This window comes from Ideonella sp. WA131b (assembly GCA_023657425.1).
In the GTDB taxonomy this organism is placed as follows: Bacteria; Pseudomonadota; Gammaproteobacteria; order Burkholderiales; family Burkholderiaceae_C; genus Rubrivivax.
In genome coordinates, this window is the sequence record JAGTJW010000002.1 from 153867 (window position 1) to 178025 (window position 24159).

24 protein-coding genes and 1 tRNA gene are annotated in these 24159 nt (G+C 68.6%); 9 read left to right on the forward strand and 16 right to left on the reverse strand.

The features are described 5' to 3' along the window. Nucleotides 1–666 (reverse strand): DNA-3-methyladenine glycosylase 2 family protein, encoded by a 666-nt coding sequence (locus KA711_10730; protein MCM0609446.1) that lies wholly within the window; start codon nt 664–666, stop codon nt 1–3. Next, complete coding sequence (gene cysS / locus KA711_10735) at nt 666–2057, reverse strand: cysteine--tRNA ligase (protein MCM0609447.1); 1392 nt, start codon at nt 2055–2057, stop codon at nt 666–668. Before cysS ends, KA711_10730 begins: the two co-directional genes overlap by 1 nt. Nucleotides 2058–2241: 184 nt before the next feature. Here cysS and KA711_10740 point away from each other — a divergent pair, with 184 nt between their 5' ends. Genes KA711_10740 through KA711_10760 form a run of 5 tightly spaced genes read left to right on the forward strand, consistent with a single transcriptional unit; the run spans nt 2242 to nt 5467 of the window. Then, complete coding sequence (locus KA711_10740) at nt 2242–2715, forward strand: tetratricopeptide repeat protein (GenBank protein ID MCM0609448.1); 474 nt, start codon at nt 2242–2244, stop codon at nt 2713–2715. A 48-nt stretch (nt 2716–2763) separates the two neighbouring features. Continuing rightward, nucleotides 2764–3324 (forward strand): peptidyl-prolyl cis-trans isomerase, encoded by a 561-nt coding sequence (locus tag KA711_10745; GenBank protein ID MCM0609449.1) that lies wholly within the window; start codon nt 2764–2766, stop codon nt 3322–3324. Between the two features lies 1 nt (nt 3325). Continuing rightward, the gene (locus KA711_10750) at nt 3326–3829 is read left to right on the forward strand and encodes a peptidyl-prolyl cis-trans isomerase (protein ID MCM0609450.1); all 504 of its coding nucleotides are present in this window, start codon (nt 3326–3328) and stop codon (nt 3827–3829) included. Further along, nucleotides 3829–4647, forward strand: a complete 819-nt coding sequence (locus tag KA711_10755; GenBank protein MCM0609451.1) for a UDP-2,3-diacylglucosamine diphosphatase — start codon at nt 3829–3831, stop codon at nt 4645–4647. Before KA711_10750 ends, KA711_10755 begins: the two co-directional genes overlap by 1 nt. A 13-nt stretch (nt 4648–4660) precedes the next feature. Beyond that, nucleotides 4661–5467, forward strand: coding sequence for a zinc-dependent peptidase (locus KA711_10760; GenBank protein ID MCM0609452.1), 807 nt, complete (start codon nt 4661–4663; stop codon nt 5465–5467). 15 nt (nt 5468–5482) lie between these two features. Here KA711_10760 and clpA read toward each other — a convergent pair whose 3' ends face one another. Together clpA and clpS are read right to left on the reverse strand one after the other, a co-directional pair. Beyond that, on the reverse strand, nt 5483–7795 hold the full coding sequence (clpA, locus tag KA711_10765; GenBank protein ID MCM0609453.1) for an ATP-dependent Clp protease ATP-binding subunit ClpA: 2313 nt from the start codon (nt 7793–7795) through the stop codon (nt 5483–5485). Next, a complete protein-coding gene (clpS, locus tag KA711_10770; protein MCM0609454.1) occupies nt 7792–8145 on the reverse strand; it encodes an ATP-dependent Clp protease adapter ClpS in 354 nt (117 codons plus the stop codon). The genes clpA and clpS overlap by 4 nt, the downstream gene beginning before the upstream one ends. A 210-nt stretch (nt 8146–8355) precedes the next feature. Between clpS and KA711_10775 the strand changes: the two genes are divergently transcribed. After that, complete coding sequence (locus KA711_10775; GenBank protein ID MCM0609455.1) at nt 8356–8640, forward strand: cold shock domain-containing protein; 285 nt, start codon at nt 8356–8358, stop codon at nt 8638–8640. Nucleotides 8641–8670: 30 nt separating this feature from the next. On the opposite strand, the gene KA711_10780 is transcribed toward KA711_10775, so the two are convergent. The 3 genes from KA711_10780 to KA711_10790 all read right to left on the reverse strand — a co-directional run bounded on the left by KA711_10780 (nt 8671) and on the right by KA711_10790 (nt 11823). Further along, the gene (locus KA711_10780; protein ID MCM0609456.1) at nt 8671–9546 is read right to left on the reverse strand and encodes an amidohydrolase; all 876 of its coding nucleotides are present in this window, start codon (nt 9544–9546) and stop codon (nt 8671–8673) included. A gap of 177 nt (nt 9547–9723) precedes the next feature. Beyond that, nucleotides 9724–10062, reverse strand: a complete 339-nt coding sequence (locus KA711_10785; GenBank protein ID MCM0609457.1) for a P-II family nitrogen regulator — start codon at nt 10060–10062, stop codon at nt 9724–9726. 36 nt (nt 10063–10098) lie between these two features. Beyond that, entirely contained in the window at nt 10099–11823 is a 1725-nt protein-coding gene (locus KA711_10790) for an NAD+ synthase (protein MCM0609458.1), read from the reverse strand. Here KA711_10790 and KA711_10795 point away from each other — a divergent pair. Next, nucleotides 11822–13018, forward strand: a complete 1197-nt coding sequence (locus KA711_10795) for an N-acetyltransferase (GenBank protein MCM0609459.1) — start codon at nt 11822–11824, stop codon at nt 13016–13018. The genes KA711_10790 and KA711_10795 overlap by 2 nt on opposite strands. 7 nt (nt 13019–13025) lie before the next feature. Here KA711_10795 and ppa read toward each other — a convergent pair whose 3' ends face one another. After that, on the reverse strand, nt 13026–13565 hold the full coding sequence (ppa, locus tag KA711_10800; protein MCM0609460.1) for an inorganic diphosphatase: 540 nt from the start codon (nt 13563–13565) through the stop codon (nt 13026–13028). Between the two features lie 256 nt (nt 13566–13821). Between ppa and KA711_10805 the strand changes: the two genes are divergently transcribed. Both KA711_10805 and KA711_10810 read left to right on the forward strand, forming a co-directional pair. Beyond that, nucleotides 13822–16023, forward strand: a complete 2202-nt coding sequence (locus KA711_10805) for a sodium-translocating pyrophosphatase (GenBank protein ID MCM0609461.1) — start codon at nt 13822–13824, stop codon at nt 16021–16023. A 69-nt stretch (nt 16024–16092) separates the two neighbouring features. Continuing rightward, entirely contained in the window at nt 16093–18141 is a 2049-nt protein-coding gene (locus KA711_10810; GenBank protein MCM0609462.1) for an NADPH-dependent 2,4-dienoyl-CoA reductase, read from the forward strand. A 73-nt stretch (nt 18142–18214) separates the two neighbouring features. Here the strand turns inward: KA711_10810 and KA711_10815 are convergent. The 8 genes from KA711_10815 to infC all read right to left on the reverse strand — a co-directional run bounded on the left by KA711_10815 (nt 18215) and on the right by infC (nt 24150). Beyond that, a tRNA-Pro gene (locus KA711_10815) sits at nt 18215–18291 on the reverse strand. A gap of 41 nt (nt 18292–18332) precedes the next feature. Then, nucleotides 18333–18827 (reverse strand): MerR family transcriptional regulator, encoded by a 495-nt coding sequence (locus tag KA711_10820; GenBank protein ID MCM0609463.1) that lies wholly within the window; start codon nt 18825–18827, stop codon nt 18333–18335. A gap of 34 nt (nt 18828–18861) precedes the next feature. Then, entirely contained in the window at nt 18862–19254 is a 393-nt protein-coding gene (locus KA711_10825; protein MCM0609464.1) for an integration host factor subunit alpha, read from the reverse strand. A 12-nt stretch (nt 19255–19266) separates the two neighbouring features. Beyond that, entirely contained in the window at nt 19267–21705 is a 2439-nt protein-coding gene (locus KA711_10830; protein MCM0609465.1) for a phenylalanine--tRNA ligase subunit beta, read from the reverse strand. 34 nt (nt 21706–21739) lie between these two features. Next, nucleotides 21740–22783 carry a phenylalanine--tRNA ligase subunit alpha gene (gene pheS / locus KA711_10835; GenBank protein ID MCM0609466.1) on the reverse strand — a complete coding sequence of 348 codons (1044 nt, stop codon included), beginning with the start codon at nt 22781–22783 and terminating at the stop codon, nt 21740–21742. 109 nt (nt 22784–22892) lie between these two features. Then, nucleotides 22893–23249 carry a 50S ribosomal protein L20 gene (rplT, locus tag KA711_10840; protein MCM0609467.1) on the reverse strand — a complete coding sequence of 119 codons (357 nt, stop codon included), beginning with the start codon at nt 23247–23249 and terminating at the stop codon, nt 22893–22895. Nucleotides 23250–23281: 32 nt separating this feature from the next. Continuing rightward, complete coding sequence (rpmI, locus tag KA711_10845) at nt 23282–23485, reverse strand: 50S ribosomal protein L35 (protein MCM0609468.1); 204 nt, start codon at nt 23483–23485, stop codon at nt 23282–23284. A 128-nt stretch (nt 23486–23613) separates the two neighbouring features. Further along, the gene (gene infC / locus KA711_10850; protein MCM0609469.1) at nt 23614–24150 is read right to left on the reverse strand and encodes a translation initiation factor IF-3; all 537 of its coding nucleotides are present in this window, start codon (nt 24148–24150) and stop codon (nt 23614–23616) included. Between the last annotated feature and the right edge of the window lie 9 nt (nt 24151–24159).

Consider the following 24159-nt stretch of genomic DNA (forward strand, 5'->3'; position numbering starts at 1 on the left):
TCAGTACTCCACGGGGAGCGGGTCCAGGCTGCGCCAAATGTACCAAGTCGCCACCGAGCGGTAAGGTGCCCAGGCCTCGGCCACCTCGCGCGCGTCGGCGCGCGAAACGGGCTCGCCGCTGAAGTAGCTCAGGCTGATGCCCTTGAGCAGCCCGAGGTCGTCCAGCGGCAGCACATCGGGCCGCATCAAGTGGAAGATGAGGAACATCTCGGCCGTCCAGCGGCCGATGCCACGGATGGCCTCGAGCTCGGCGACGATGGCCTCGTCGTCCATCGCGCCCCAGTGCGCCGGCTTGGCCCGGCCGTCGGCGAAATGCCGGGCCAGATCCTGCAGATACTCGCACTTGCGCGCCGACAGCCCGGCTTCGCGCATCGCGGGCGTGGCGATGGCCAGCACGGCCTTGGGCGCCAGCCGGTGCGGCGCACCGCCCACGGCGGCAGCAAACCGGTCCCAGACCGACTGCGCGGCCTTCACGCTGATCTGCTGGCCGACGATGCTGCGCGCCAGCGTCGTGAAGGCGTCGCCACGGCTGGCCAGGCGGGCCTCGCCGAACTGCGGGATCAGCTTCTTGAGGACGCGGTCTCGGCGCGACAAATGCCTGCACGCGTCGTCCCAGTAGACCGGAGAGCCGGCCGGCGGCTCCGGCGCGGCACGCGACGGGGCCATCAGGCGCGGACCCAGGTCGTGCCTTGCGGCGAGTCCTTCAGCAGCACGCCCTGCTCGGCGAGCTGTTGGCGGATGCGGTCAGCCTCGGCGAAGTCGCGGGCCTGCTTGGCCGCGGCACGCGCAGCGATGCGCTGCGCGACCCAGGCTTCGTCGATGCCCACGGCGCCGCCCTGCAGCCACTGCCGCGGCGGCTGCTCAAGCAGGCCGAGCACGCCCCCGAGAGACCGCAGCAGCGCCGCGTCGGCCTTCTCGCCGCGGTTGACGCTGCCCACCAGCTCGAACAACACGGCAAGGGCGCCGGCGGTGTTGAAGTCGTCGTCCATCGCGGCCTTGAAAGTGGCGGCGCGGGGTTCGGTCCAGTCGATCGCCGCCAATGGCGGCGGGCTGCCCGCGGCGTCCAGCGCGGTGTACAGGCGGCGCAGTGCGCTGCGCGCTTCTTCAAGCACGGTGTCGCTGAAATTGAACGGGCTGCGGTAGTGCGTGCGCAGCATGAACAGGCGCAGACTCTCGCCGTCGACCGACTTCAGCACGTCGGCAATGGTGAAGAAGTTGTGCAGCGACTTCGACATCTTCGTGTCGTCGACGTTGAGAAAACCGTTGTGCATCCAGGTGCGCACGAACTCGCGCGCGCCGGCACCCTCACTCTGCGCGATCTCGTTTTCGTGGTGCGGGAACACCAGGTCCAGACCGCCACCGTGGATGTCGAAGGGTGCACCCAGCAGCGCCTCGCCCATGGCCGAGCACTCGATGGCCCAGCCGGGGCGGCCGCGGCCGAAGGGGCTGTCCCAGATGGCGTCCTCCGGCTCGGTGGGCTTGGCCGCCTTCCACAGCACGAAGTCCAGCGGGTCTTCCTTGGCGGCGGTGGTGGCCACGCGCTCGCCGGCGCGCAGCTCATCCAGGCTCTTGCCGCTGAGCTTGCCGTAGCCCGGCTGCTTGCGCACCGCGAAGTTCACGTCGCCGGCGTCATCGCCAGCCCTGGCGCGGTAGGCCAGGCCGTTGCGCTCAAGGCGGCCGATCATCGACAGCATCTGCGGCACGTACGCCGTCGCACGCGGCTCGTGCGTCGGCCGCAGCAGCTTCAGCGCGTCGAAGTCGGCGTGCATCAGCGCAGTCATCTCGTCGGTCAGCGCGCGGATCGTGCTGCCGCGCTCGACCGCGCGCCGGATGATCTTGTCGTCGATGTCGGTGATGTTGCGGACGTAGGTCACGCGCCAGCCGCTGGTCCGAAGCCAGCGCACCACCGTGTCGAAAGACATCGCCATCCGGGCATGGCCCAGGTGGCAGCGGTCGTAGACCGTGATGCCGCAGACATACATTCGCACATGGCCGGGTTCGATGGGCTCGAAGCGCTCGAGCCGGCGCGTCAGCGTGTTGTGGATGTGCAGCGTCATCGCGGAAGGGCGGGTTTCAGAGGCGCCAAGGGGGCCGGCGGGGGCCCCCTAGAATGGATTTTTCAGTATAGCGGCACCCCCTTGCCCGTTGCCCCCCGTGTCCCAGCCTAACGCCCCGTCTCAGGCCACTGCCCGCGTCCGTTGCGCGCGCCTGGCCCGGCGGGTCGGCGTGGCGGCGTGGCTGATGTGCACGGGCGTGCTGGCCGCGGCCTCCCTGCCCGACGAAGTGAACACCCTTTTGGCGGCTGGCCGCGCCGCCGAGGCGCTGCAACGCATCGAGCAAGCGCTGTTGGTGAGCCCGCGCGAAGCGCAGACCCGCTTCGTGCACGGCGTGGTGCTGATGGAGCTGCGGCGCGACGCCGAGGCCGCCGAGCTCTTCACGCGCATCGCGCAGGAGTTCCCCGAACTGCCCGAGCCCTTCAACAACCTCGGCCTGCTGCACGCCCGCGCCGGCCGGCTGGATGCGGCGCGCGTGGCGCTCGAGGCCGCGCTGCGCAACGACCCAGGCCACCGCGCCGCCCGCGCCAACCTGGCGGAGGTGCACCTGATGCTGGCCGTGGCCAACTGGGAGCAGCTCGGCACCACTGCGCCGCTGGAGCCCCGATTGGCGCGCCGCCTGCAAGCCGTGCGCGAGCTGCTGGTACCGGCAGCCCGGTAGACTGCGCGCCGCTTTCGCCACTCACCAGCGGCCCCGCCGCGCCGACCGATGAACGCACTGCTTCGCCCCCTGCTGGCTGCCAGCCTCGTGCTGGCCACGCTGACCGCGCCCTTGTCTGCCTGGGCGCTGAAGGTGCGGCTGGCCACCTCGGCCGGCGACATCGTCATCGAGCTCGATGCCGCCAAGGCGCCGGGCACGGTGGCCAACTTCATGTCTTACGTGCGCGCCGGCCACTACGACGGCACGGTGTTCCACCGCGTCATCGACGGCTTCATGATCCAGGGCGGCGGCATGGATGCGCGCCTGCGCGAGAAGCCCACCAAGGCGCCGATCAAGCTCGAGGCTGGCAACGGCCTGAGCAACGTGCGCGGCACGCTGGCGATGGCGCGCACCAACAACCCCGACTCGGCCACGGCGCAGTTCTTCATCAACGTCGTCGACAACCCGCGGCTGGACAGCTTCGGCGGCGGCTACGCCGTGTTCGGCCGCGTCATCGAGGGCATGGACGTGGTCGACCGCATCCGGGCCGTGCCGACGCAGGCGCAGGGCATGCACCAGAACGTACCGAACACGCCGATCACCATCAACAAGACTTCCGTGGAGAAGTGACATGACCAAGACCGTGCAGATGGACACCAGCGCAGGCACCCTGCGCATCGAGCTCGACGACGTGGCCGCGCCCTTGTCGACCGCCAACTTCCTGGCCTACGTCAAGGCCGGCCACTACGACGGCACCGTGTTCCACCGCGTCATCAAGGGCTTCATGCTCCAGGGCGGCGGCTTCGAACCCGGCATGAAGCAGAAGGGCACGCTCGCGCCCATCCGCAACGAGGCCTCCAACGGCCTGAAGAACAAGCACTACACGCTGGCGATGGCGCGCACCTCCGATCCGCACTCGGCCACGGCGCAGTTCTTCATCAACACCACCGACAACGGCTTCCTCGACTTCAAGAGCGAAAGCGCCCAGGGCTGGGGCTACGCCGTCTTCGGCAAGGTCGTCGCCGGCATGGACGTGGTCGACACCATCGAGAAGGTGCGCACCGGACGCAAGGGCTTCCACGACGACGTGCCGCTGGAAGACGTGCTCATCACCAGCGCCGCCGAGATCGTCTGATGGCGGGGCGCGGCGTGCCGACCGCGCCCGCGGCGACCGTGAGACCCGCCGGGTTGCCGGCCTTCTTCGAGATGGCAGCCCCTGAGGGCTGGCAGGCTGTCGACTTCATTTCCGACCTGCACCTGGACGAGGCCCTGCCACGCACCACCGAGGCCTGGATGGCGCACCTTCGCCATACACGGGCGGACTGCGTGGTCATGCTGGGCGACATCTTCGAACTGTGGGTGGGCGACGAGCAGGTCGACCGTCCCTTCGAGGCGAGCTGTGTGGCTGCCATGGCCGACGCGGCCAGCCACCGCGAGCTGGCCTTCATGGTGGGCAACCGCGACTTCCTGGCAGGCCCGCGGCTGTGGCGCGAGGCCGGGCTGCGCGCCCTGCCCGACCCCACGGTGCTTGATGCCTGGGGCCAGCGCGTACTGCTCACGCACGGCGACGCGCTGTGCCTCGACGACCGGCCATACCAGGCTTTTCGGACCGAAGTGCGCGGCGAGGCCTGGCGCAAGGCCTTCCTGGCGCGCCCGCTGGCGGACAGGCTGGCCATGGCGGCCGAGATCCGCCAGGCCAGCCGCACGCGCCGACAGTTCGACGGCAGCAGCCTGGCCGACGTCGACCCTGCCGAAGCGGTGAAGTGGATGCACGCGATGGGCACCCGCGAGATGGTGCACGGCCACACCCACCGCCCGGGCAGCCACGCGCTGGCGCCCGGATTCAAGCGCCACGTGCTCAGCGACTGGGACCTGGACACCGCCGGCCGGGCCGAGGTGCTGCGCCTGACGCGTGACGGCTTCGAGCGCGTGGCGCCGGCACGCGCGACCTGATTGCCCCGCTCCGATGCTCGGAAGGCTCTGGCAGGACTGGCGCAGCGCCCGCGACGAGGCGGCCGTGCGCCGTCGCGCCATCCCCGACGATCTGTGGAAGCGCACCCTGGTCCGCTACCCCTTCCTGCAGCGACGTGACCCTGCCGACGCGGCCGAACTGCGCCGGCTGACGAGCCTGTTTCTCGACCGCAAGGAGTTTGTCTGCACCGGTAGCCTGCAGCTCACGAATGCGCTTGCGGTGGCGATCGCGGCGCAGGCAGCGCTGCCGGTGCTGCGCTTGGGCATCGAGCGCTATGACGGCTTTGTGGGCCTCGTGGTGCACCCCGAGCCCGTGGTGGCCAGGCGGGAGCACGCCGACGACGACGGCGTCGTCCACGCCTACGAAGAACCGCTGGCCGGCGAAGCGATGGCAGGCGGCCCCGTGATGCTGGTCTGGCCGGACGTGCGCCGCGCCGGCCAGAGCGCCCCTCAGGGCTACAACGTCGTCATCCACGAGTTTGCGCACGTGCTCGACATGGCCGACGGGCTGGCCGACGGTGTGCCGCTGCTGCCACCGAGCATCGACCGCGGCGGGTGGTGCGCGATGCTCGACCGCGAGTACCAGACCTTCGCGGCCCGCGTGGAGCGCGAGGAAGACACCGCGCTGGACCCCTACGCAGCCAGCGCCGTCGAGGAGTTCTTCGCCGTGGCAAGCGAAAGCTTTTTTGTCGATCCAGCGCGCATGCGGGCCGAGCATGCGGCGCTTTACGGGCAGTTCAGAAACTTCTACCGGCAGGATCCGGCGTCGGACCTGCCTGCGAGAGTTCTGGCCCGGCCCTGAGCGGACCGGGCAGGTTCACACCGTCGTCGGCTCCGTCTTGGGCTTGTCGCTCTTGCGGGGCGGCTGGATGTCGAGCAGCACCTCGCCCTGGTCGTCGAGGTCGACCGAGAGGCGGCCTCCGTCAACGAGGCGGCCGAACAGCAACTCATCGGCCAGCGCGCGGCGTATCGTGTCCTGGATGAGCCGCTGCATCGGCCGCGCACCCATCAGCGGGTCAAAGCCCCTCTTGGCGAGGTGCCTGCGCAGCGCATCGCTGAAGGTGACCTCGACCTTCTTCTCGGCGAGCTGGCTCTCCAGCTGCAGCAGGAACTTGTCCACCACGCGCAGGATGATCTCTTCGTCGAGTGAGCGGAAGTTCACGATGGCGTCCAGCCGATTGCGGAACTCGGGCGTGAACAACCGCTTGATGTCACCCATCTCGTCGCCCTGCTCGCGCTTGGTCGTGAAGCCGATGGTCGACTTGTTCATCGTCTCCGCGCCCGCGTTCGTGGTCATGATGATGATCACGTTGCGGAAGTCGGCCTTGCGCCCGTTGTTGTCGGTCAGCGTACCGTGGTCCATGACCTGCAGCAGCACATTGAAGACGTCGGGGTGCGCCTTCTCGATCTCATCGAGCAGCAGCACGGCGTGCGGCTTCTTGGTGATGGCCTCGGTGAGCAGTCCGCCCTGGTCGAAACCCACATAGCCCGGGGGCGCGCCGATCAGGCGGCTCACGGCGTGGCGCTCCATGTACTCGCTCATGTCGAAGCGGATCAGGTCGATGCCCAGGACGTAGGCCAGCTGTTTGGCGACCTCGGTCTTGCCCACTCCCGTGGGGCCGCTGAAGAGAAAGCTGCCGATGGGCTTGTCGGGCTTGCCCAGGCCACTGCGCGCCATCTTGATGGCGGCGGCCAGCGCATCGATGGCCGGATCCTGGCCGAAGACCACGCTCTTCAAGTCGCGATCCAGGCTCTTGAGCTTGCTGCGATCGTCGGAGTTGACGCTCTGCGGCGGGATGCGCGCAATCTTGGCGACGATCTCCTCGACCTCATTGCGGGTGATCGTCTTTTTGCGCTTGGCCGCCGGCAAGATGCGCTGCGCCGCACCGGCCTCGTCGATCACATCGATGGCCTTGTCAGGCAGGTGGCGGTCGTTGATGTACTTGGCCGACAGCTCGGCCGCAGCCTGCAGCGCACCGGCGGCGTACTTGACACTGTGGTGCTCCTCGAAGCGGCTCTTCAGACCCTTGAGGATCTCCACCGTCTGCTCCACCGTGGGCTCGATGACGTCGACCTTCTGAAAGCGCCGCGACAGCGCCGCGTCCTTCTCGAAGATGCCTCGGTACTCGGTGAAGGTGGTGGCGCCGATGCACTTCATGGCGCCGCTGCTGAGCGCGGGCTTGAGCAGGTTGCTGGCGTCGAGCGTGCCGCCGCTGGCCGCGCCTGCGCCGATGAGGGTATGGATCTCATCGATGAACAGCACTGCGTTGGCGTGCTCCTTCAGCTGCTTGAGCACGCCCTTCAGGCGCTGCTCGAAGTCGCCGCGGTACTTGGTGCCGGCCAGCAGAGCGCCCATGTCGAGCGCGTAGACGGTGGCGTCGGCCAGCACCTCGGGCACGGCGCCCTGGGTGATGCGCCAGGCCAGGCCCTCGGCTATCGCCGTCTTGCCCACGCCGGCTTCGCCCACCAGCAGCGGGTTGTTCTTGCGCCGACGGCACAGCACCTGGATCACGCGTTCGACCTCGTGCTCGCGGCCGATCAGCGGGTCGATTTTGCCATCGCGGGCGAGCTGGTTGAGATTCTGCGTGAACTGCTCCAACGGCGAGCCCTTGGTGTCGGCGCCGCCACCGGCCTCTTCCTTCTCGCCCTCGGGACCGCCGCTGTCGTTGCTCTTGGCCGGCTCCGGTGGATCGCTCTTCTTGATGCCGTGAGCGATGAAGTTCACGACATCCAGCCTCGTGACGCCTTGCTGATGCAGGTAATAGACCGCGTGGCTGTCCTTCTCGCCGAAGATGGCCACCAGCACATTGGCGCCAGTGACCTCCTTCTTGCCGCTGCCCGTGCTTTGAACGTGCATGATGGCGCGCTGGATGACGCGCTGGAAGCCCAGCGTCGGCTGCGTGTCCACCTCTTCCGTGCCGCCGACCGTCGGCGTGTTCTCGCGGATGAAGGTCGACAGGCTCTTGCGCAGGTCTTCGATGTTGGCCGCGCAGGCCCGCAGGACTTCGGCGGCCGAGGGATTGTCGAGCAGCGCCATCAGCAGATGCTCGACGGTGATGAACTCATGCCGCTGCTGGCGCGCCTCGACGAAGGCCATGTGCAGGCTGACTTCAAGCTCTTGGGCGATCATGCGGCCTCCATAATGCATTGCAGGGGGTGCCCTTCACGGCGTGCCGCCGTGAGCACCAGCTCGACCTTGGTCGCAGCGACATCCTTGGGATACACACCACAGATACCACGGCCTTCGCGGTGGATGAGCAGCATGATGTGGGTGGCGGTGTCGATGTCGCGGTGGAAAAACCGCTGCAACACCATGACGACGAACTCCATCGGCGTGTAGTCGTCATTGAGCATCACCACCTGGTACGGAGCCGGTGGCTTCGTGCGCACGGCCTTGCGCTCGGCCACCACCACGCCATCCGGATCGCGCGGGGGCGCGGCAGGCCGTGGCGGGGGAGACGGAGGGGTTTCCTCGGGCATGGCTGATTCTATCGACAGCCCTCTCCGTTGCACGTGCGAGGATGGCCGGGTTTGCCGCGCATTCGTTGCACCCGGTCAGACCGGCGACAGGCTTCAGCCCTTCTCTTGTCAACCCAGCATGTCACCCAACTGTGTTGATGACGGTTGACACTCGAAGCCGCGATGCCCAGAATCTCCGCCAGGTACAGACTTGCTCTGAAGGGGGCCTGCATGGCGATCGGCATAGTCAAGTGGTTCAACGATGCCAAGGGCTTCGGCTTCATCGAGCCCGAGGGGGGCGGTGCCGATGTGTTCGCGCATTTCTCGGCCGTGCAGATGGACGGCTTCCGCACCCTCAAGCAAGGCAGTCAAGTCAGCTACGACCTTGTGCAGGGGCCGAAGGGAGACCTGGCCCAGAACATCAAGGCCGTCGAGGTGGCTGATGCGGGCCTCAGGACGGATGCCTCGGCGGCTCGTCACGGTGCGGAGCCGCAGACTGCGGCCTCGCGACGCTGACGAAGCGCCACCGGCCCGTGCCGCAGACGCTCAGGCTGCTGCGCCCCGCAGACGCAGCAGCCGCATGGCGTTGTCCTTCAGGATCAGCGGCTTGACCTTGTCCTTGAAGCCGGCCTCGTCGAAGTCCTTCATCCAGCGCTCGGGTGTGATCAGCGGGTAGTCGCTGCCGAACAGCATGCGGTCCTTCAGCAGCGTGTTGGCGTATTGCACCAGCTGCGGCGGAAAGTACTTCGGGCTCCAGCCTGACAGATCGATCCAGATGTTGGGTTTGTGCAGCGCCAGGCTCAGCGCCTCGTCCTGCCAGGGCCAGCTCGGGTGGGCGATGACGATCTCGATGTCCGGGAAGGCGATCGCCACGTCTTCCAGCAGCATCGGGTTGCTGTTCTGCAGGCGCAGTCCGCCGCCGCAACGCATACCGCTGCCGATGCCGCTGTGGCCACTGTGGAAGATCGCCGGCAGCTTGTACTCGGCGATCACCTCATACAGCGGCCAGGCCATGCGGTCGTAGGGCAGGAAGCCCTGCACTGTCGGGTGGAACTTGAAGCCCCTGACGCCGTGCTCCTCGATCAGGCGGCGCGCCTCGCGGGCGCCCATCTTGCCTTTGTGAGGGTCGATGCTGCCGAAGCAGATCATCATGTCCGCGTTGGCCTTTGCGGCCTCGGCGATCTCCTCGTTGGGAATGCGCCGCCGGCCGAGCTGGCTCTCGCTGTCCACCGTGAACATGACCAAGCCGATCCTGCGCTCGCGGTAGTAGGCCACCGTCTCGGCGATGGTGGGCCGGCGGTTGCTTCCGAAGTACTTGTCGGCCGCGCGGTCGTACTCCTCGCCGTAGTTGTCAAAGGGGTTCCAGCAGGACACCTCGGCATGCGTGTGCACGTCGATGGCGATGAGGTCGTCGGTCTTCATCGCGCCAGTCTACGACCGCCGGGACGGTTCAGCCTCGCGGCGGCGGCATGTTGCAGCGGCTGGACACCCAGGTGCAGCCTTCGCGGGCCATTGGCGGCACGCTCCAGCAGTCAGCCCGAAGTCAAGAGCCGTTACGCTATGGCGTCGCGCGCGTTCGCCGCCCTTGCGGAGCCGTCGTCAGATCGCCGCTTCGTCCGTCTCGCCGGTGCGGATGCGCACCACCTGATCCACCGCCGTGACGAAGATCTTGCCGTCGCCGATCTTGCCCGTCTTGGCGGCCTTGATGATGGCCTCGATGCAGCGGTCGACGTCGGCTTCCTTGACCACGACCTCGACCTTCACCTTGGGCAGGAAGTCCACCACGTACTCCGCGCCGCGGTAGAGCTCGGTGTGGCCCTTCTGCCGGCCGAAGCCCTTGACCTCGGTGACCGTGAGGCCGGACACGCCCACATCGCCCAGCGCCTCGCGCACCTCTTCGAGCTTGAAGGGCTTGATGATGGCCGTGATCTGCTTCATGACGACTCCGGAGGCATGGATGGAACTGCCGATGATTTAAGCACGGAACCTCGAGGTGATGGGATAGCGCCAGTCCCTCCCGAAACCGCGGTGGGTGATGCGGATGCCCACGGGGGCCTGGCGCCGCTTGTACTCGTTCAGCTTGATCAGCCTCGTGACGCGCTCGACGTCGGCGCGGGCATGGCCGCCGGCCACGATCTCCTCGATCGAGCGGTCTTCTTCCATGTACTGCGCCAGGATGTCGTCGAGCACCTCGTAGGGTGGCAGGCTGTCCTGGTCGGTCTGGTCGGGCCGCAGTTCGGCCGAGGGTGCGCGCGTGATGATGCGCTCCGGGATCACCGGGCCCACGCTGCCATCGGCGCGGCGCGCGGGCTGGCGGTTCTTCCACTCGGCCAGGCGGTACACGAGGGTCTTGGCCACGTCCTTGATGACGGCGAAGCCGCCGGCCATGTCGCCGTACAACGTGCAGTAGCCGGTCGCCATCTCGCTCTTGTTGCCGGTGGTCAGCACGATGGCACCGGTCTTGTTGCTCAGCGCCATCAGCAGCGTGCCGCGGATGCGCGCCTGCAGGTTCTCCTCCGCCGTGTCTTCGGCCAGGCCGGCGAACTGCGGCGCCAGGCTCGCGCGGAAGGCGTCGAACATGGGCTCGATGGCGATCTCGTCGTAGCGCACGCCCAGCCGCGCGGCCATGTCGCGGGCGTCCAGCCAGGAGATGTCGGCCGTGTAGCGACTGGGCATCATCACCGCACGCACCTTGTCGGCGCCGAGTGCATCGACCGCCACGGCCAGCACCAGGGCTGAATCGATGCCCCCCGACAGGCCGATGATGGCGCCGGGGAATCCGTTCTTGCCGAGGTAGTCGCGCACGCCCAGCACCAGGGCCTGCCAGACCTGGGCCTCGGGCTCGGGCAGCGGCGCCACCGGGCCAGCCACCGTGCCATTGGGCGCGATGTCGGCCAGCAGCAGCGCCGGCTCAAAACTGGCGGCGCGCGCGCCGATCTGCCCATGCGCGTCGAGCACGAACGAGGCGCCGTCAAAGACCACCTCGTCCTGCCCGCCGACGAGGTGCGAAAACAGCAGCGGGCAACCCGTGGCGCGCGAGCGCTCGGCCATGCGCTCCTCGCGCTCGCCGGCCTTCCCCAGGTGGAAGGGACTGGCGTTGAGCACGCACAGCAGTTCGGCGCCGGCCCCGCGCGCAGCACGGCCGGGCTCGTCGAACCAGGCGTCCTCGCAGATCAGCACGCCGAAGCGGCAACCGCCGGCCTCAAAGACCAGCGGCGGCAGGCCGGCGTCGCGCCCGCTGGCGAAGTAGCGGCGCTCGTCGAACACCTGATAGTTGGGCAGTTCACGCTTGGCGTAAGTGCCGGCCACCCGCCCGCCCTGCAGCACCGAAGCGGCGTTGTATCGCTCGGCCACGGCCAACGAGCGCGTGCGCCAGCCGCCGCGCTCGTTGGCCGCCTGGGGGTGACCGACGATGACGCAGAGGCCGCCGCAGTCGGCCAGCCGCTCGGCCAGCGCCTGGAGGACGCGCGCACTCTCGGCCAGGAAGGCCGGGCGCAGCAACAGGTCCTCGGGCGGGTAGCCGGTCAGCGCCAGCTCGGGCGTCAACACCAGGGCGGCGCCCTGGGCGTGGGCAGCTCGCGCGGCGGCCTCGATCAGTCTTGCGTTACCGTCCAGATCGCCGACCGTCGCGTTGATCTGGGCCAGCGCCACCCGCACTGGGGGTCGGGCCGGATCGACGGTGGACGCTGGGATGGACATGTCGATTGACCTCGGGAGTCTCGTGCACGATTATCGCGTCCGGGTCTGCGACGACCCGACATCGCTCGACGGCGCGTCCTGGAACGCGCTGCTGGCGGCGCAGCCGCAACCCACGCCCTTTCTGCGGCATGAGTACCTCGCGGCGCTGCATGCCAGCGGCAGCGCGGCGCCGGACACCGGATGGTCGCCATGCTTTGTGCTTCTGGAGCGAGGCCACGACTTGCACGCGGCCGTGGCGCTTTACGCCAAGACGCACAGCTACGGCGAGTACGTGTTCGACTGGGCCTGGGCCGAGGCCTACGCCCGCCACGGCCTGCGCTACTACCCCAAGCTGCTGGGCGCGGTGCCGTTCACCCCTGTGCCTGGCACGAGGCTGCTGGCGCGCGACGCTTCGGCGCGCGCGGCACTGGTGCAGTCGCTGCGCCAGCTGCTGGCGGCGAATCCGCGGCTGTCGTCGGCGCACCTGCTGTTCGTGGACGACACCGACCGCGCCGCGCTGAAGGCCGACGGCTGGATGCTGCGCCGGGGCGTCCAGTTCCATTGGGAGCAAGACGCCACCGATCCGGCACCCGACTTCGCGGCGCTTCTGGCGCGCCTGCAGCGCGACAAGCGCAAGAAGATCCAGCAGGACCGTCGCCGCGTCGCCGAGCAGGGCGTGGTCTTCGGCGCCCATGAGGGCACGGCCATCACGCCTGCGCTGTGGGACTTCTTCCACCACTGCTACGCACTCACCTATGCCGCGCACCACAGCACGCCTTACCTCACCCGTGGCTTCTTCGCGCGCATGGCGGCGACGATGCCGGAGCACTGGCTGATGTTCGTGGCCCAACGCGAGGGCATCCCGATCGCGGCATCGCTGGTCGCCATAGACCGCCCGCGCCGCACCGCCTGGGGCCGCTACTGGGGCGCCACCGAGGCCGTGAGCTGCCTGCACTTCGAGGCCTGCTACTACCAGCCGCTGGCCTGGTGCCTGGCCGAGGGCTTCGAGCGCTTCGAGGGTGGCGCACAGGGCGCGCACAAGATGGCCCGTGGCCTGCTGCCGGTGGCCACGCACTCGGCACACTGGTTGCGTGACGAGCGCTTTGCCGGCGCGGTGGCCGACTTCCTGGAGCGCGAGGGTGACGGCGTGGCCGCCTACGTCGACGAGTTGCGCGAGCGCAACCCGTTCAAGGCGACACCGCCGGGCACCGCCTGAGGCGCCGTCAGGCGGCGTGGCTGCGCGCGTAGTGGGCGATGCCGGCCGACACCTCGGCCTTGGCGGCCTCGGGGCCTTCCCAGCCGAGCACCTTGACCCACTTGCCGGGCTCGAGATCCTTGTAGTGCTCGAAAAAGTGCTGGATGGTCCGCAGCCGCATCGGGTTGAGGTCCTCGGGCTTCTGCCACTGCGTGTAGATCGACAGGATCTTGTCGATGGGCACGGCCAGCAGCTTGTTGTCGCCGCCGGCCTCGTCGTCCATCTTCAGCATGCCCAGCGGGCGGCAGGTGACCACCACGCCCGGGATCAGCGGCACGGGCGTGATCACCAGCACATCCACCGGGTCGCCATCGTCGGCCAGCGTGTTGGGGATGTAGCCGTAGTTGCACGGGTAGTGCATCGCCGTGCTCATGAAGCGGTCAACGAACAACGCGCCGGACTCGTGGTCGACCTCGTACTTGATCGGGTCGCCGTTCATCGGGATCTCGATGATCACGTTGAACTGGTCAGGGGCCTTGGGGCCGGGAGTCACGTTGTGCAGGCTCATGGTGCGTTGTGTGAAGGGTGGGAAACCGCTGGCCTAGGCCAAACCCTGAGATTCTAGGTGTCGCCCTTGCCGACCCCTGACGGCGGCCGACCGCCGGCCCGCGCCCCTTGGCAAACCCGGGAATGAGGCTGCCGGCCCGCGCGCTAGCATGCCCCCGCTCTTTCTGAGGCCGAACGGTACCGGCATATCGACACGGGCCGTCGGCTTGCAGAGACCGACCACCAACACATAGAGACGAGAAGAAGGAGACCGTTCCATGTCGACCCAGATGGCGCTCTACGTGGCGCTGGCGTGCGGACTGGCCGCCGTCGTGTACGGGTTCTGGCAACGCAGCTGGATCCTGTCGCAGGACGCCGGCAACGCGCGCATGCAAGAAATCAGCGGCGCCATCCAGCAAGGCGCCGCGGCCTACCTGGCCCGCCAGTACAAGACCATCGCCATCGTCGGCGTGGTGCTCTTCGTGCTGATCCTGCTTGCGCCGGGACTGGGCTGGAAGACGGCCGCCGGCTTCCTGCTCGGTGCGGTGCTGTCGGGCGCCTGCGGCTTCATCGGCATGAACATCTCGGTGCGCGCCAACGTGCGCACGGCCCAGGCGGCCACGCGCGGCATCGGGCCGGCGCTGGACGTGGCCTTCAAGGGCGGCGCCATCACCGGCATGCTGGTGGTGGGCCTGGGCCTGATCGGCGTGGTGCTGTTCTTCTGGTGGGTGGCCGGCACGGCCGCACCCACCGAGGGCACGCTGTCGGCGCTGCTCAAGCCGCTGCTGGGCGTGGCCTTCGGCTCCAGCCTGATCAGCATCTTCGCGCGGCTGGGCGGCGGCATCTTCACCAAGGGTGCCGACGTCGGCGCCGACCTGGTGGGCAAGGTGGAGGCCGGCATCCCGGAAGACGACCCGCGCAACCCGGCCGTGATCGCCGACAACGTGGGCGACAACGTCGGCGACTGCGCCGGCATGGCCGCCGACCTGTTCGAGACCTATGTCGTGACGCTGATCGCCACCATGGCGCTGGCCTCGGTGGTGGTGGCCGGCACGGCCGCGATGGCCGGCGTCACCTACCCGCTGGTGCTGGGCGGCGTGTCGATCATCGCGTCGATCATCGGCTGCTTCTTCGTCAAGGCCAAGCCGGGCATGATCAACGTGATGCCGGCCCTGTACAAGGGCCTGGCGGTGTCGGGCGTGCTCAGCCTGATCGCGTTCTACTTTGTCACCACGGCCATGTTCCCGCAGGCCATCACGGTGGGCGGCAAGCAGGTCGGCGCGATGAGCCTGTGGCTGTGCTGCCTGGTGGGCCTGGTGCTCACGGCGGCGATGGTCTGGATCACCGAGTACTACACCGGCACGCAGTACAAGCCGGTGCAGCACGTGGCGCAGGCCAGCACCACGGGCCACGGCACGAACATCATTGCCGGCCTGGGGGTGAGCATGAAGAGCACGGCCTGGCCGGTGATCTTCGTCTGCATCTCGATCTACGCCGCCTATGCGCTGGCGGGCCTGTACGGCATTGCCATCGCGGCCACCAGCATGCTCAGCATGGCCGGCATCGTGGTGGCGCTCGACGCCTACGGTCCCATCACCGACAACGCCGGTGGCATTGCCGAAATGGCCGAGCTGCCCAGCAGCGTGCGCGACATCACCGACCCGCTCGACGCCGTGGGCAACACCACCAAGGCTGTGACCAAGGGCTACGCCATCGGCTCGGCCGGCCTCGCCGCGCTGGTGCTGTTTGCCGACTACACGCACGCGCTCGAGTCGCGCGGCATGCACGTCACCTTCGACCTGAGCAACCACGAGGTGATCGTGGGCCTGTTCATCGGTGGCCTGATCCCCTTCCTCTTCGCGGCCATGGCGATGGAAGCCGTGGGCCGCGCTGCCGGCAGTGTGGTGGTGGAGGTGCGGCGACAGTTTTCTGACGGGCAGATCATGGCCGGCAAGCGCAAGCCCGACTACAGCGCGGCCGTGGACATGCTCACCACCGCGGCGATCAAGGAGATGATGATCCCGTCGCTGCTGCCGGTGGTCGTGCCCATCGTCGTGGGCCTGCTGCTCGGCCCGGCCGCGCTCGGCGGCCTGCTGATGGGCACCATCGTCACGGGTCTGTTCGTCGCCATCAGCATGTGCACCGGCGGCGGCGCCTGGGACAACGCCAAGAAGCTGATCGAAGAAGGCTTCACCGACGCCAACGGCGTGCTGCACAAGAAAGGCGGCGACACGCACAAGGCCGCCGTCACGGGGGACACGGTGGGCGATCCGTACAAGGACACCGCCGGCCCCGCCGTGAACCCACTGATCAAGATCATCAACCTGGTGGCGCTGCTGATCGTGCCGCTGCTGCCGATGAGCGCAGCCACCAAGCCGCCGGCCAGCCACGCGGCGCCGGCCGCCGTGACGGTGCCGGCCGCGGCGCAGCCGGCGGCCATGACGGCGGCCCCGACCGCCTCGCCAGCGGCTTCGAAGTAGGCCTGCCCGCACCCGCACGGCCCGCCGGCGGCTGACGGCGGGCCTTTTTTCTGGCTGGAAGCGTCGGCCATGAGCCTCTACCCCCACCTGCTGGCCCCGCTTGACCTGGGCTTCACCACCCTGCCCAACCGCGTGCTCATGGGCAGCATGCACACGGGCCTGGAGGACGGCCGCAAACACTTCACCGCGATGGCCGCGTACTTTGCCGAGCGCGCACGCGGCGGCGTGGGGCTGATGGTGACCGGGGGCTTCGCGCCCAACATCGAGGGCTGGGCCAAGCCCTTCGCCGGCATGCTGGCCACGCACGGCGCGGCGCGGCGCCACCGCGAGGTGACCGACGCCGTGCACGCCGAGGGCGGAAAGATCGCGCTGCAGATCCTGCACACCGGCCGCTACGGCTACCACCCGCTGTGCGTGGCGCCCTCGCGCATCCAGAGCCCGATCTCGCCCTTCACGCCGCGCGATCTGTCGGCGCGCGGCATCGAACGTCAGATCCGCGCCTTCGTGCGCTGCGCCGCGCTGGCGCGCGAGGCCGGGTACGACGGCATCGAGGTGATGGGCAGCGAGGGCTACTTCATCAACCAGTTCCTCGTCGCGCACACCAACCACCGCCGCGACGGCTGGGGCGGCAGCTACGCCAACCGCATGCGGCTGGCGCTGGAGATCGTGCAGCGCGTTCGCGAGGCCGTGGGCCCGGACTTCATCCTCATCTACCGCCTCTCGATGCTCGACCTGATCCCCGACGGCAGCAGCTGGGACGAGGCGGTGCAGCTCGGCGAGGCCGTGGTGAAGGCCGGCGCCACCGTCCTCAACACCGGCATCGGCTGGCACGAGGCGCGCGTGCCCACCATCGCCACCAGCGTGCCGCGCGGCGCCTTCGCCTGGGTGACGCGGCTGATGCGCGACGCGCTGCGCGCCCGCGGCGTGACGGCGCCCCTGGTGACCAGCAACCGCATCAACACGCCCGAGGTGGCCGAGCAGGTCCTGGCCGACGGCAGCGCCGACCTGGTAAGCCTGGCGCGACCGCTGCTTGCCGACGCCGACTTCGTGGCCAAGGCGCGCGAGGGCCGCGCGCAGGACATCAACACCTGCATCGCCTGCAACCAGGCCTGTCTGGACCACGCCTTCCAGAACAAGATCGCCAGCTGCCTCGTCAACCCCCGCGCCGCGCGCGAGACCGAGCTGGTGCTGCGCCCGGCGCTGCGGCGCAGGCGGTTTGCCGTGGTGGGCGCCGGGCCGGCGGGGCTTGCCGCGGCCACGGCGCTGGCCGAGCGCGGGCACGAGGTTGACCTGTACGAGGCCAGCGGCCGCATCGGCGGCCAGTTCAACATGGCCTGCCGCATCCCGGGCAAGGAGGAGTTCAGCGAAACGCTGCGCTACTTCGGCCGCCGGCTCGAGGCCACGGGCGTGCGCTTGCACCTGAACACGCGCGCCACCGCTGAGGTGCTGGCCGCGTCGCGGCCAGACGGCGTGATCGTGGCCACCGGCGTGACGCCACGCAACCCGCGCATCCCCACCGACGAGGGCGCGCCGGTGCTGAGCTATGTCGACGTGCTGCTGCACGGCGCACCGGTGGGCGAGCGCGTGGCCATCGTCGGCGCGGGCGGCATCGGCTTCGACGTGGCAGAATTCCTGGTCACGCCGTCGGGCCACTCGCCGACGCTGGACCTGTCGGCCTGGCTGGCCGAGTGGGGCGTGGCCAACCCGGTCGAGGTGAGAGGTGGCGTCGTGCCGCCGCGGCCCGCGCCCCCGGCCAGGCAGGTGACGCTGCTGCAGCGCAAGGCCGGCAAGCTGGGCAAGGGGTTGGGCAAAACCACCGGGTGGATCCATCGCGCGACGCTGCAGATGAAGCGCGTGGAGATGATCGGCGGCGTCAACTACGAGCGCATCACGCGCGGCGGCCTCTTCGTCACCTACGGCGAAGGCCGCAAGGACGGCCAGGTCATCGAGTGCGACACCGTGGTGCTGTGCGCCGGCCAGGAGCCCCTGCGCGAGCTGCACGCGCCGCTGGTGGCGGCGGGTCTGGCGGTGCACCTGATCGGCGGCGCCGACGAGGCCACCGAGCTCGACGCCAAGCGCGCCATCGACCAGGGAACGCGCTTGGCCGCGGTGCTGTGAGCGGGGCGAGCCGAAAGCCCGCGCAGACAGCAAAAAGCCCGGCACCTTTCGGTACCGGGCTCGCGCTGATCAATGGTCGGGGTGGCGGGATTCGAACTCGCGACCCCTTGCACCCCATGCAAGTGCGCTACCAGGCTGCGCTACACCCCGACTAAGCTTGAGAGTATAGCCCGCAGTCGGGGACCGACCGGTCAGACGCTGAGCAGTTCGCGGATCGACAACAGTTCGTTGCGAAGCGCGCCCAGATCGGCTTCGCTGACCAGCGGTTGGAGCGGGCCCTGCAAGGCAGGGACCGGCAGCGTGGCGCGATCGACAGGAGAATGCATCAGCGGCATCGCGGCGGCGCCCTCCATGAACGAAGCCGCCGGCAGCACGACGAGGTCGTCGTCCAGGTCGTCAAAGTCGGGCAGCGGTGCGCCCGCCCGCAGCGGCAGCACATCAGCAAGCCGGTTGCGCGCACCACTGATCGTGAAGCCCTCGTCATAGAGCAACTCGCGGATGCGACGGATCAGCAGCACTTCGTGGTGCTGGTAGTAGCGCCTGTTGCCGCGGCGCTTCATGGGCTTGAGTTGCGTGAACTCCTGCTCCCAGTAGCGCAGCACGTAGGGCTTGACCCCGCACAGGTCGCTGACCTCACCGATCGTGAAGTAGCGCTTGGCCGGAATGGCGGGAAGCTGGTTCTCCACTGATATCAATGGGATCGGTGGCAAAACCTCGATTCTACTCGAAGTCTCCCTCCGGCGGCGTATCGCCTTGCACGATCGACTTCAACTTGTGGCTGGCATGGAAAGTGACGACGTTGCGGGCCTTGATCGGGATGCTCTCGCCGGTGCGCGGGTTGCGGCCCGGGCGCGGCGCCTTGCGACGGATGCTGAAGTTGCCGAAGCCCGAGAGCTTGACGTCTCGGCCGTCGACCAGAGTGCCATGGACGATGTCGAAGAAGGCCTCGACCATGTCCTTGCTCTCGCGCTTGTTCAGGCCCAGGCGGTCGAACAGCAGCTCGGCCAGCTCGGCCTTGGTGAGCGTGGGCGTCTCGAGGGATGGCAGGATCACTCGGCCCGGGGCGGCGCCGTGGTTGTCTGGCGCGTCCGGGCTGTCGTCGCGGGTAGTCATGTGGGGTGATCCTCAGGAACGCAGGCGGGCACCGAACGTGGCCGTCGCGCGGGAGACTGCGGCCTGCACCGCGGCATCGATGCGATCGTCGGTCAGGGTCTGGTCGAAGTCCAGCAGTTCCAGCCGGATGGCGAGGCTGCGTTCGTCCTCCGCCAGGCCGGACTCGGCCGCTCCGCGCAAGGGCTTCCACACGTCGAACAGAGTCGCATTGCGGATCAGTCCGGCCGGATCGGCGCGCAGCACGGCCACGATCGCGTCGTGGGCCACGCCGTCGCGCACCACCAATGCCACGTCGCGCGACACCGGCTGCTGCCGCGAGATGGCCGCGAACACCGGCACCTCGCGCGCCAGCACGGCATCCAGCTCAAGCTCGAACAACAGCGGTGACAGCGGCAGATCGTAGGCCTGGCGCCAGCGCGGGTGCAGCTCGCCCACGTGACCGACGACTCGGTCGCCCAGCCGCACGGCGGCGCAGCGGCCCGGGTGCAGCGCCGGGTGCGACGCCGGCTCGAAGTGCGGCGCCACGGGTGCGAGCAGCGCCTCGATCTCGCCCTTGATGTCGAAGAAGTCGGCCCCGCGCTCGGCGCTGCCCCACTGCGCCGGCACGGCCGGCCCGTAGGCCAGCGCGGCCAAGCGCATCGGCTGTTCGACTCCGGCCACGGCCAGCGGGCCGTCGGCGGAGGCCCGGTCCTTGCGGTAGACGCGGCCGATCTCGAAGAGGCGCGCCCTCGTGAGCTTGCGTGCCAGGTTCTGGCGCAGCATCTGAACCAGGCTGCCCACGAGACTGGAGCGCATCACGGCCAAGGGCGCAGCGATAGGGTTGAGCACGCGGATTGGGTCATCGTTGCCGGAAAGCTCTCGCTCCCAGCGCTCTTCCACGAACGAGAAGCCGATGGTCTCCTGGTAACCCAGGCTGGCCAGAGCGTGGCGCACTTCGTGCGCCGAACGGCGGCCTTCCCGGCGAACGCGCGCCTGCGTGGGTGCCACTGTGGGCGTGGCGGGCAGCTTGTCATAGCCGACGACGCGGGCCACTTCCTCGATCAAGTCTTCCTCGATCGCGATGTCGAAGCGCCAGCTCGGTGGCGTCACGGTGAGCCTTCCCTCGGCCTCGGTGAAGGCCAGGGCCAGACGGCGGAAGACGTCAGCGCACTGCGCCTGCGTCACTGGCATGCCGATGACCTTGGCCGCTCGGGCCACGCGCAGCGTCACCACCCGCCGCTCCGGCAGCGCGAGCGTCTGGTCGTTGATCGGGCCCGCCACGGTGTCCGGCGAGCCGCAGATGTCGAGGACCAGCTGCGTGATGCGCTCGATGTGCTCCACCGTGAGCGCGGGGTCCACGCCACGCTCGAAGCGGTGGCCGGCGTCGGTGCTGAAGCTGTAGCGTCGCGAGCGGCCCTGCACCGCCTCGGGCCACCAGAACGCGGCCTCGACGTAGATGTTCGTTGTGGCGTCGCCCACGGCGGTGGCGTCGCCGCCCATGATGCCCGCGAGCGACTCGACGGCGTGGTCGTCGGCAATGACGCCGACCTTCTCGTCCAGTTCCACCGTGTTGCCGTTGAGCAGCTTGAGCTGCTCGCCCGACCGCCCCCAGCGCACGACGAGGCCGCTGTGGATCTTGTCGAGGTCGAAGATGTGCGAGGGGCGGCCGAACTCGAACATCACGTAGTTCGAGATGTCCACCAGCGCGCTCACGCTGCGTTGGCCGCAGCGGGCGAGTCGCTCCACCATCCACGCGGGTGTCCTGGCCTGCGGGTTCACGCCCAGCACCACGCGGCCCGAGAAGCGGCCGCAGAGGTCCGGCGCCTCCACGCGCACGGGCAGCCTGCGGTCGGTGCGCGGCGCCACGGGCGGGAACGACGGCGTCTTCAGCGGCGAACCGGTGAGCGCGGCCACCTCGCGCGCCACGCCGAACACGCTCAGGCCGTGCGCCAGGTTGGGCGTCAGCTTGAGTGTGAAGACCGTGTCGTCGAGCTTCAGGTGCTCGCGCAGGTTCGTGCCCACCGGGGCGTCGGCGGCCAGTTCGAGCAGGCCGCCGTGGTCCTCCGACAGCTTGAGTTCACGCGCCGAGCACAGCATGCCGAAGCTATCGACGCCGCGCAGCTTGCCGACGCCGATCTTGAACGGCCTGCCGTCCTCGCCCGGGGGCAGCTCGGCGCCCACCACCGCCAGCGGCACCTTGATGCCGGCCCGCGCGTTGGGCGCGCCGCAGACGATCTGCAGCGGACCGTCCTTCGAGTAGGCGCCAGCGGCCACCTTGCACACGCGCAGGCGGTCGGCCTGGGGGTGCTGCTCGGCGGACAGGATCTCGGCCACGACGATGCCGACAAAGGGCGGCGCCACGGGCCGGAGCTCCTCGACCTCCATGCCGGACATGGTGAGCAGGTCAGCCAGCGCCTGCGTGGACAGCGGCGGGTCGCAGAACTCGCGCAGCCAGGACTCGGGGAATTGCATCTTGGGACTCGGACTCTGGATTCGGTGCGGGATTTCAGCGGAACTGCGTCAGGAAGCGCAGGTCGCCGTCGAACATCAGGCGCAGGTCGTCGATGCCATAGCGCAGCATGGCGAAGCGGTCGGCACCGATGCCGAAGGCAAAGCCGATGTGTTGCTCGGGGTCGAGGCCGAAATTGCGCACGACGTTCGGGTGCACCTGGCCGGAGCCAGCCACCTCGAGCCACTTGCCGGCCAATGGGCCGCTGCCGAAGCGGATGTCGATCTCGGCGCTGGGCTCGGTGAACGGGAAGAAGCTCGGCCGGAAGCGGACGTCGAAGTCCTCGGTCTCGAAGAATTCGCGCACCAGCGTGGCGAAGGTGACCTTCAGGTCCTTGAAGCTCACGTTCTCACCCAGCCACAGGCCCTCGATCTGGTGGAACATGGGCGAGTGCGTGGCGTCGCTGTCGACACGGTAGACGCGGCCGGGGGCGATCACGCGCACCTCGGGCATGGTGATCTTTCCAGCATGACGCGCGGCATGGGCACGGGCATACCGCACCTGCATCGGGCTCGTGTGCGGGCGCAGGTTCAGCCAGCGTCCTTCGGCGTCCTTCAACTCCACGTAGAACGTGTCCTGCATCGAGCGCGCCGGGTGGTTCTCGGGGTTGTTCAGCGCCGTGAAGCTCATCCAGTCGGTCTCGATCTCGGGGCCTTCGGCGACATCGAAGCCCATGCTCGAGAAGATCGCCTCGATGCGCTCGATCGTGCGACTCACCGGGTGCAGGCCGCCGGTGCCGCGGGTGCGGCCGGGCAAGCTCACGTCCAGGGCCTCGGCGCGCAGCTGCGCCTCGAGCTCGGCCTGCGCCAGGCGCTCACGCGCGGCGGTCAGCAGGGCCTCCACCTGCTGCTTGGACTGGTTGATCTCCGCGCCGCGGGCCTTCTTGGCCTCGGGCGGCAGCGCGGCCAGGCCCTTGAGCAACTCGGTGAGGCTGCCGCCCTTGCCGAGGAAGCGCGCCTTGGCGTTTTCGAGCTCGGCCGCAGTGGGAGCGGTGTCGAACGCGGTGCGGGCCTGCTGGACGAGCGAGTCGAGGTCGTTCATGAGCAAGATGGAACGGGCGAGAAAAAAGGCCGCCCCCCGAAGGTGACGGCCTTGGATGCAAGAGCTCGGGACGAGGGCCGCCGCCGGAGCGGCAAGCCGTCCCGGAACATCAAGCGAGCTGGGCCTTCACCTTCTCGACGATGCTCTTGAAGCCCGCCGGGTCGTGGATGGCCATGTCGGACAGGACCTTGCGGTCGATGTCGATCTGCGCCTTCTTCAGGCCGGCCATGAACTTGCTGTACGTGACGCCCAGTTCACGGCTCGCGGCGTTGATGCGCGCGATCCAGAGCTGGCGGAACACCCGCTTGCGGGTGCGGCGGTCACGGTAGGCGTACTGGCCCGCCTTCATCACCGCCTGCTTGGCGATGCGGAAGACGTTCTTGCGGCGGCCGCGGAAACCCTTGGCCAGGGCCAGGATCTTCTTGTGGCGGGCGTGGGCGATGACACCACGTTTGACGCGAGGCATGGGTGTGCTCCTTCGTGTTCAGTGGTGCTTGCTCAGAGGCCGGCGAACGGCAGCATCTGCGCCATGTGGCCCATGTTCGTCTCGTGGACGTTCACAGCGCCGCGGAGTTGCCGCTTGCGGGTGGTGCTCTTCTTGGTGAGGATGTGGCGCTTGAAAGCCTGGCCCCGCTTGACGGTGCCACCCGGACGAACGCGGAAGCGCTTCTTCGCGCCGCTCTTGGTCTTCATCTTGGGCATGTGCATGCTCCTTCTTTGATTGCTGCTGCAGGCGGCCCCGGATGACCCGGAACACTTGTCGGCCTGCAGCCGCTTCTTTTCGGGCACCGGGTCGACCAGACCCCATGCCCGAATCTTTCGCCGTCGCCCTACTTCCGTCTGGGCGCCAGCACCATGATCATCTGCCGGCCTTCGAGCTTGGGCATGTGCTCGACCATCGCCACGTCGGAGAGCTCGTCGCGGATGCGTTCCAGCATGCGCATGCCGATCTCCTGGTGGGTGATCTCCCGGCCCCGGAAGCGCAGCGTCACCTTGCCTTTGTCACCGTCTTCGGCGATGAAGCGGCGCAGGTTGCGCATCTTGATCGCGTAGTCGCCGTCGTCGGTGCCGGGGCGGAACTTCACTTCCTTGATCTCGATGACCTTCTGCTTGGCCTTGGCCTCGGCCGCCTTCTTCTGCTCCTGATACTTGAACTTGCCGTAGTCCATCAACCGGCACACGGGTGGATCGGCGGTGGCGGCGATCTCGACAAGGTCGACGTCCAATTCCCCGGCCATGCGCAACGCTTCCATCAGCGGAACGATGCCCAGCGGCTCGTTCTCGACCCCGTTCAGGCGCACCTGCGGCGCCATGATCTCCCGGTTCAGACGGTGCTTGCGCTCCGCGTTGGGCACGCGGCGATCCATGAAGGTAGC

Coding starts and splice junctions, on each gene's coding strand:
- infC (MCM0609469.1), bottom strand. CDS start 24,150: ATGGATCGCCGCGTGCCCAACGCGGAGCGCAAGCACCGTCTGAACCGG.
- KA711_10745 (MCM0609449.1), top strand. CDS start 2,764: ATGAACGCACTGCTTCGCCCCCTGCTGGCTGCCAGCCTCGTGCTGGCC.
- KA711_10740 (MCM0609448.1), top strand. CDS start 2,242: ATGTGCACGGGCGTGCTGGCCGCGGCCTCCCTGCCCGACGAAGTGAAC.
- KA711_10805 (MCM0609461.1), top strand. CDS start 13,822: ATGTCGACCCAGATGGCGCTCTACGTGGCGCTGGCGTGCGGACTGGCC.
- KA711_10760 (MCM0609452.1), top strand. CDS start 4,661: ATGCTCGGAAGGCTCTGGCAGGACTGGCGCAGCGCCCGCGACGAGGCG.
- rplT (MCM0609467.1), bottom strand. CDS start 23,249: ATGCCTCGCGTCAAACGTGGTGTCATCGCCCACGCCCGCCACAAGAAG.
- KA711_10810 (MCM0609462.1), top strand. CDS start 16,093: ATGAGCCTCTACCCCCACCTGCTGGCCCCGCTTGACCTGGGCTTCACC.
- ppa (MCM0609460.1), bottom strand. CDS start 13,565: ATGAGCCTGCACAACGTGACTCCCGGCCCCAAGGCCCCTGACCAGTTC.
- cysS (MCM0609447.1), bottom strand. CDS start 2,057: ATGACGCTGCACATCCACAACACGCTGACGCGCCGGCTCGAGCGCTTC.
- KA711_10830 (MCM0609465.1), bottom strand. CDS start 21,705: ATGCAATTCCCCGAGTCCTGGCTGCGCGAGTTCTGCGACCCGCCGCTG.
- KA711_10730 (MCM0609446.1), bottom strand. CDS start 666: ATGGCCCCGTCGCGTGCCGCGCCGGAGCCGCCGGCCGGCTCTCCGGTC.
- KA711_10785 (MCM0609457.1), bottom strand. CDS start 10,062: ATGAAGCAGATCACGGCCATCATCAAGCCCTTCAAGCTCGAAGAGGTG.
- clpA (MCM0609453.1), bottom strand. CDS start 7,795: ATGATCGCCCAAGAGCTTGAAGTCAGCCTGCACATGGCCTTCGTCGAG.
- KA711_10750 (MCM0609450.1), top strand. CDS start 3,326: ATGACCAAGACCGTGCAGATGGACACCAGCGCAGGCACCCTGCGCATC.
- KA711_10825 (MCM0609464.1), bottom strand. CDS start 19,254: ATGACTACCCGCGACGACAGCCCGGACGCGCCAGACAACCACGGCGCC.
- KA711_10775 (MCM0609455.1), top strand. CDS start 8,356: ATGGCGATCGGCATAGTCAAGTGGTTCAACGATGCCAAGGGCTTCGGC.
- KA711_10755 (MCM0609451.1), top strand. CDS start 3,829: ATGGCGGGGCGCGGCGTGCCGACCGCGCCCGCGGCGACCGTGAGACCC.
- clpS (MCM0609454.1), bottom strand. CDS start 8,145: ATGCCCGAGGAAACCCCTCCGTCTCCCCCGCCACGGCCTGCCGCGCCC.
- KA711_10795 (MCM0609459.1), top strand. CDS start 11,822: ATGTCGATTGACCTCGGGAGTCTCGTGCACGATTATCGCGTCCGGGTC.
- KA711_10790 (MCM0609458.1), bottom strand. CDS start 11,823: ATGTCCATCCCAGCGTCCACCGTCGATCCGGCCCGACCCCCAGTGCGG.
- KA711_10780 (MCM0609456.1), bottom strand. CDS start 9,546: ATGAAGACCGACGACCTCATCGCCATCGACGTGCACACGCATGCCGAG.
- rpmI (MCM0609468.1), bottom strand. CDS start 23,485: ATGCCCAAGATGAAGACCAAGAGCGGCGCGAAGAAGCGCTTCCGCGTT.
- pheS (MCM0609466.1), bottom strand. CDS start 22,783: ATGAACGACCTCGACTCGCTCGTCCAGCAGGCCCGCACCGCGTTCGAC.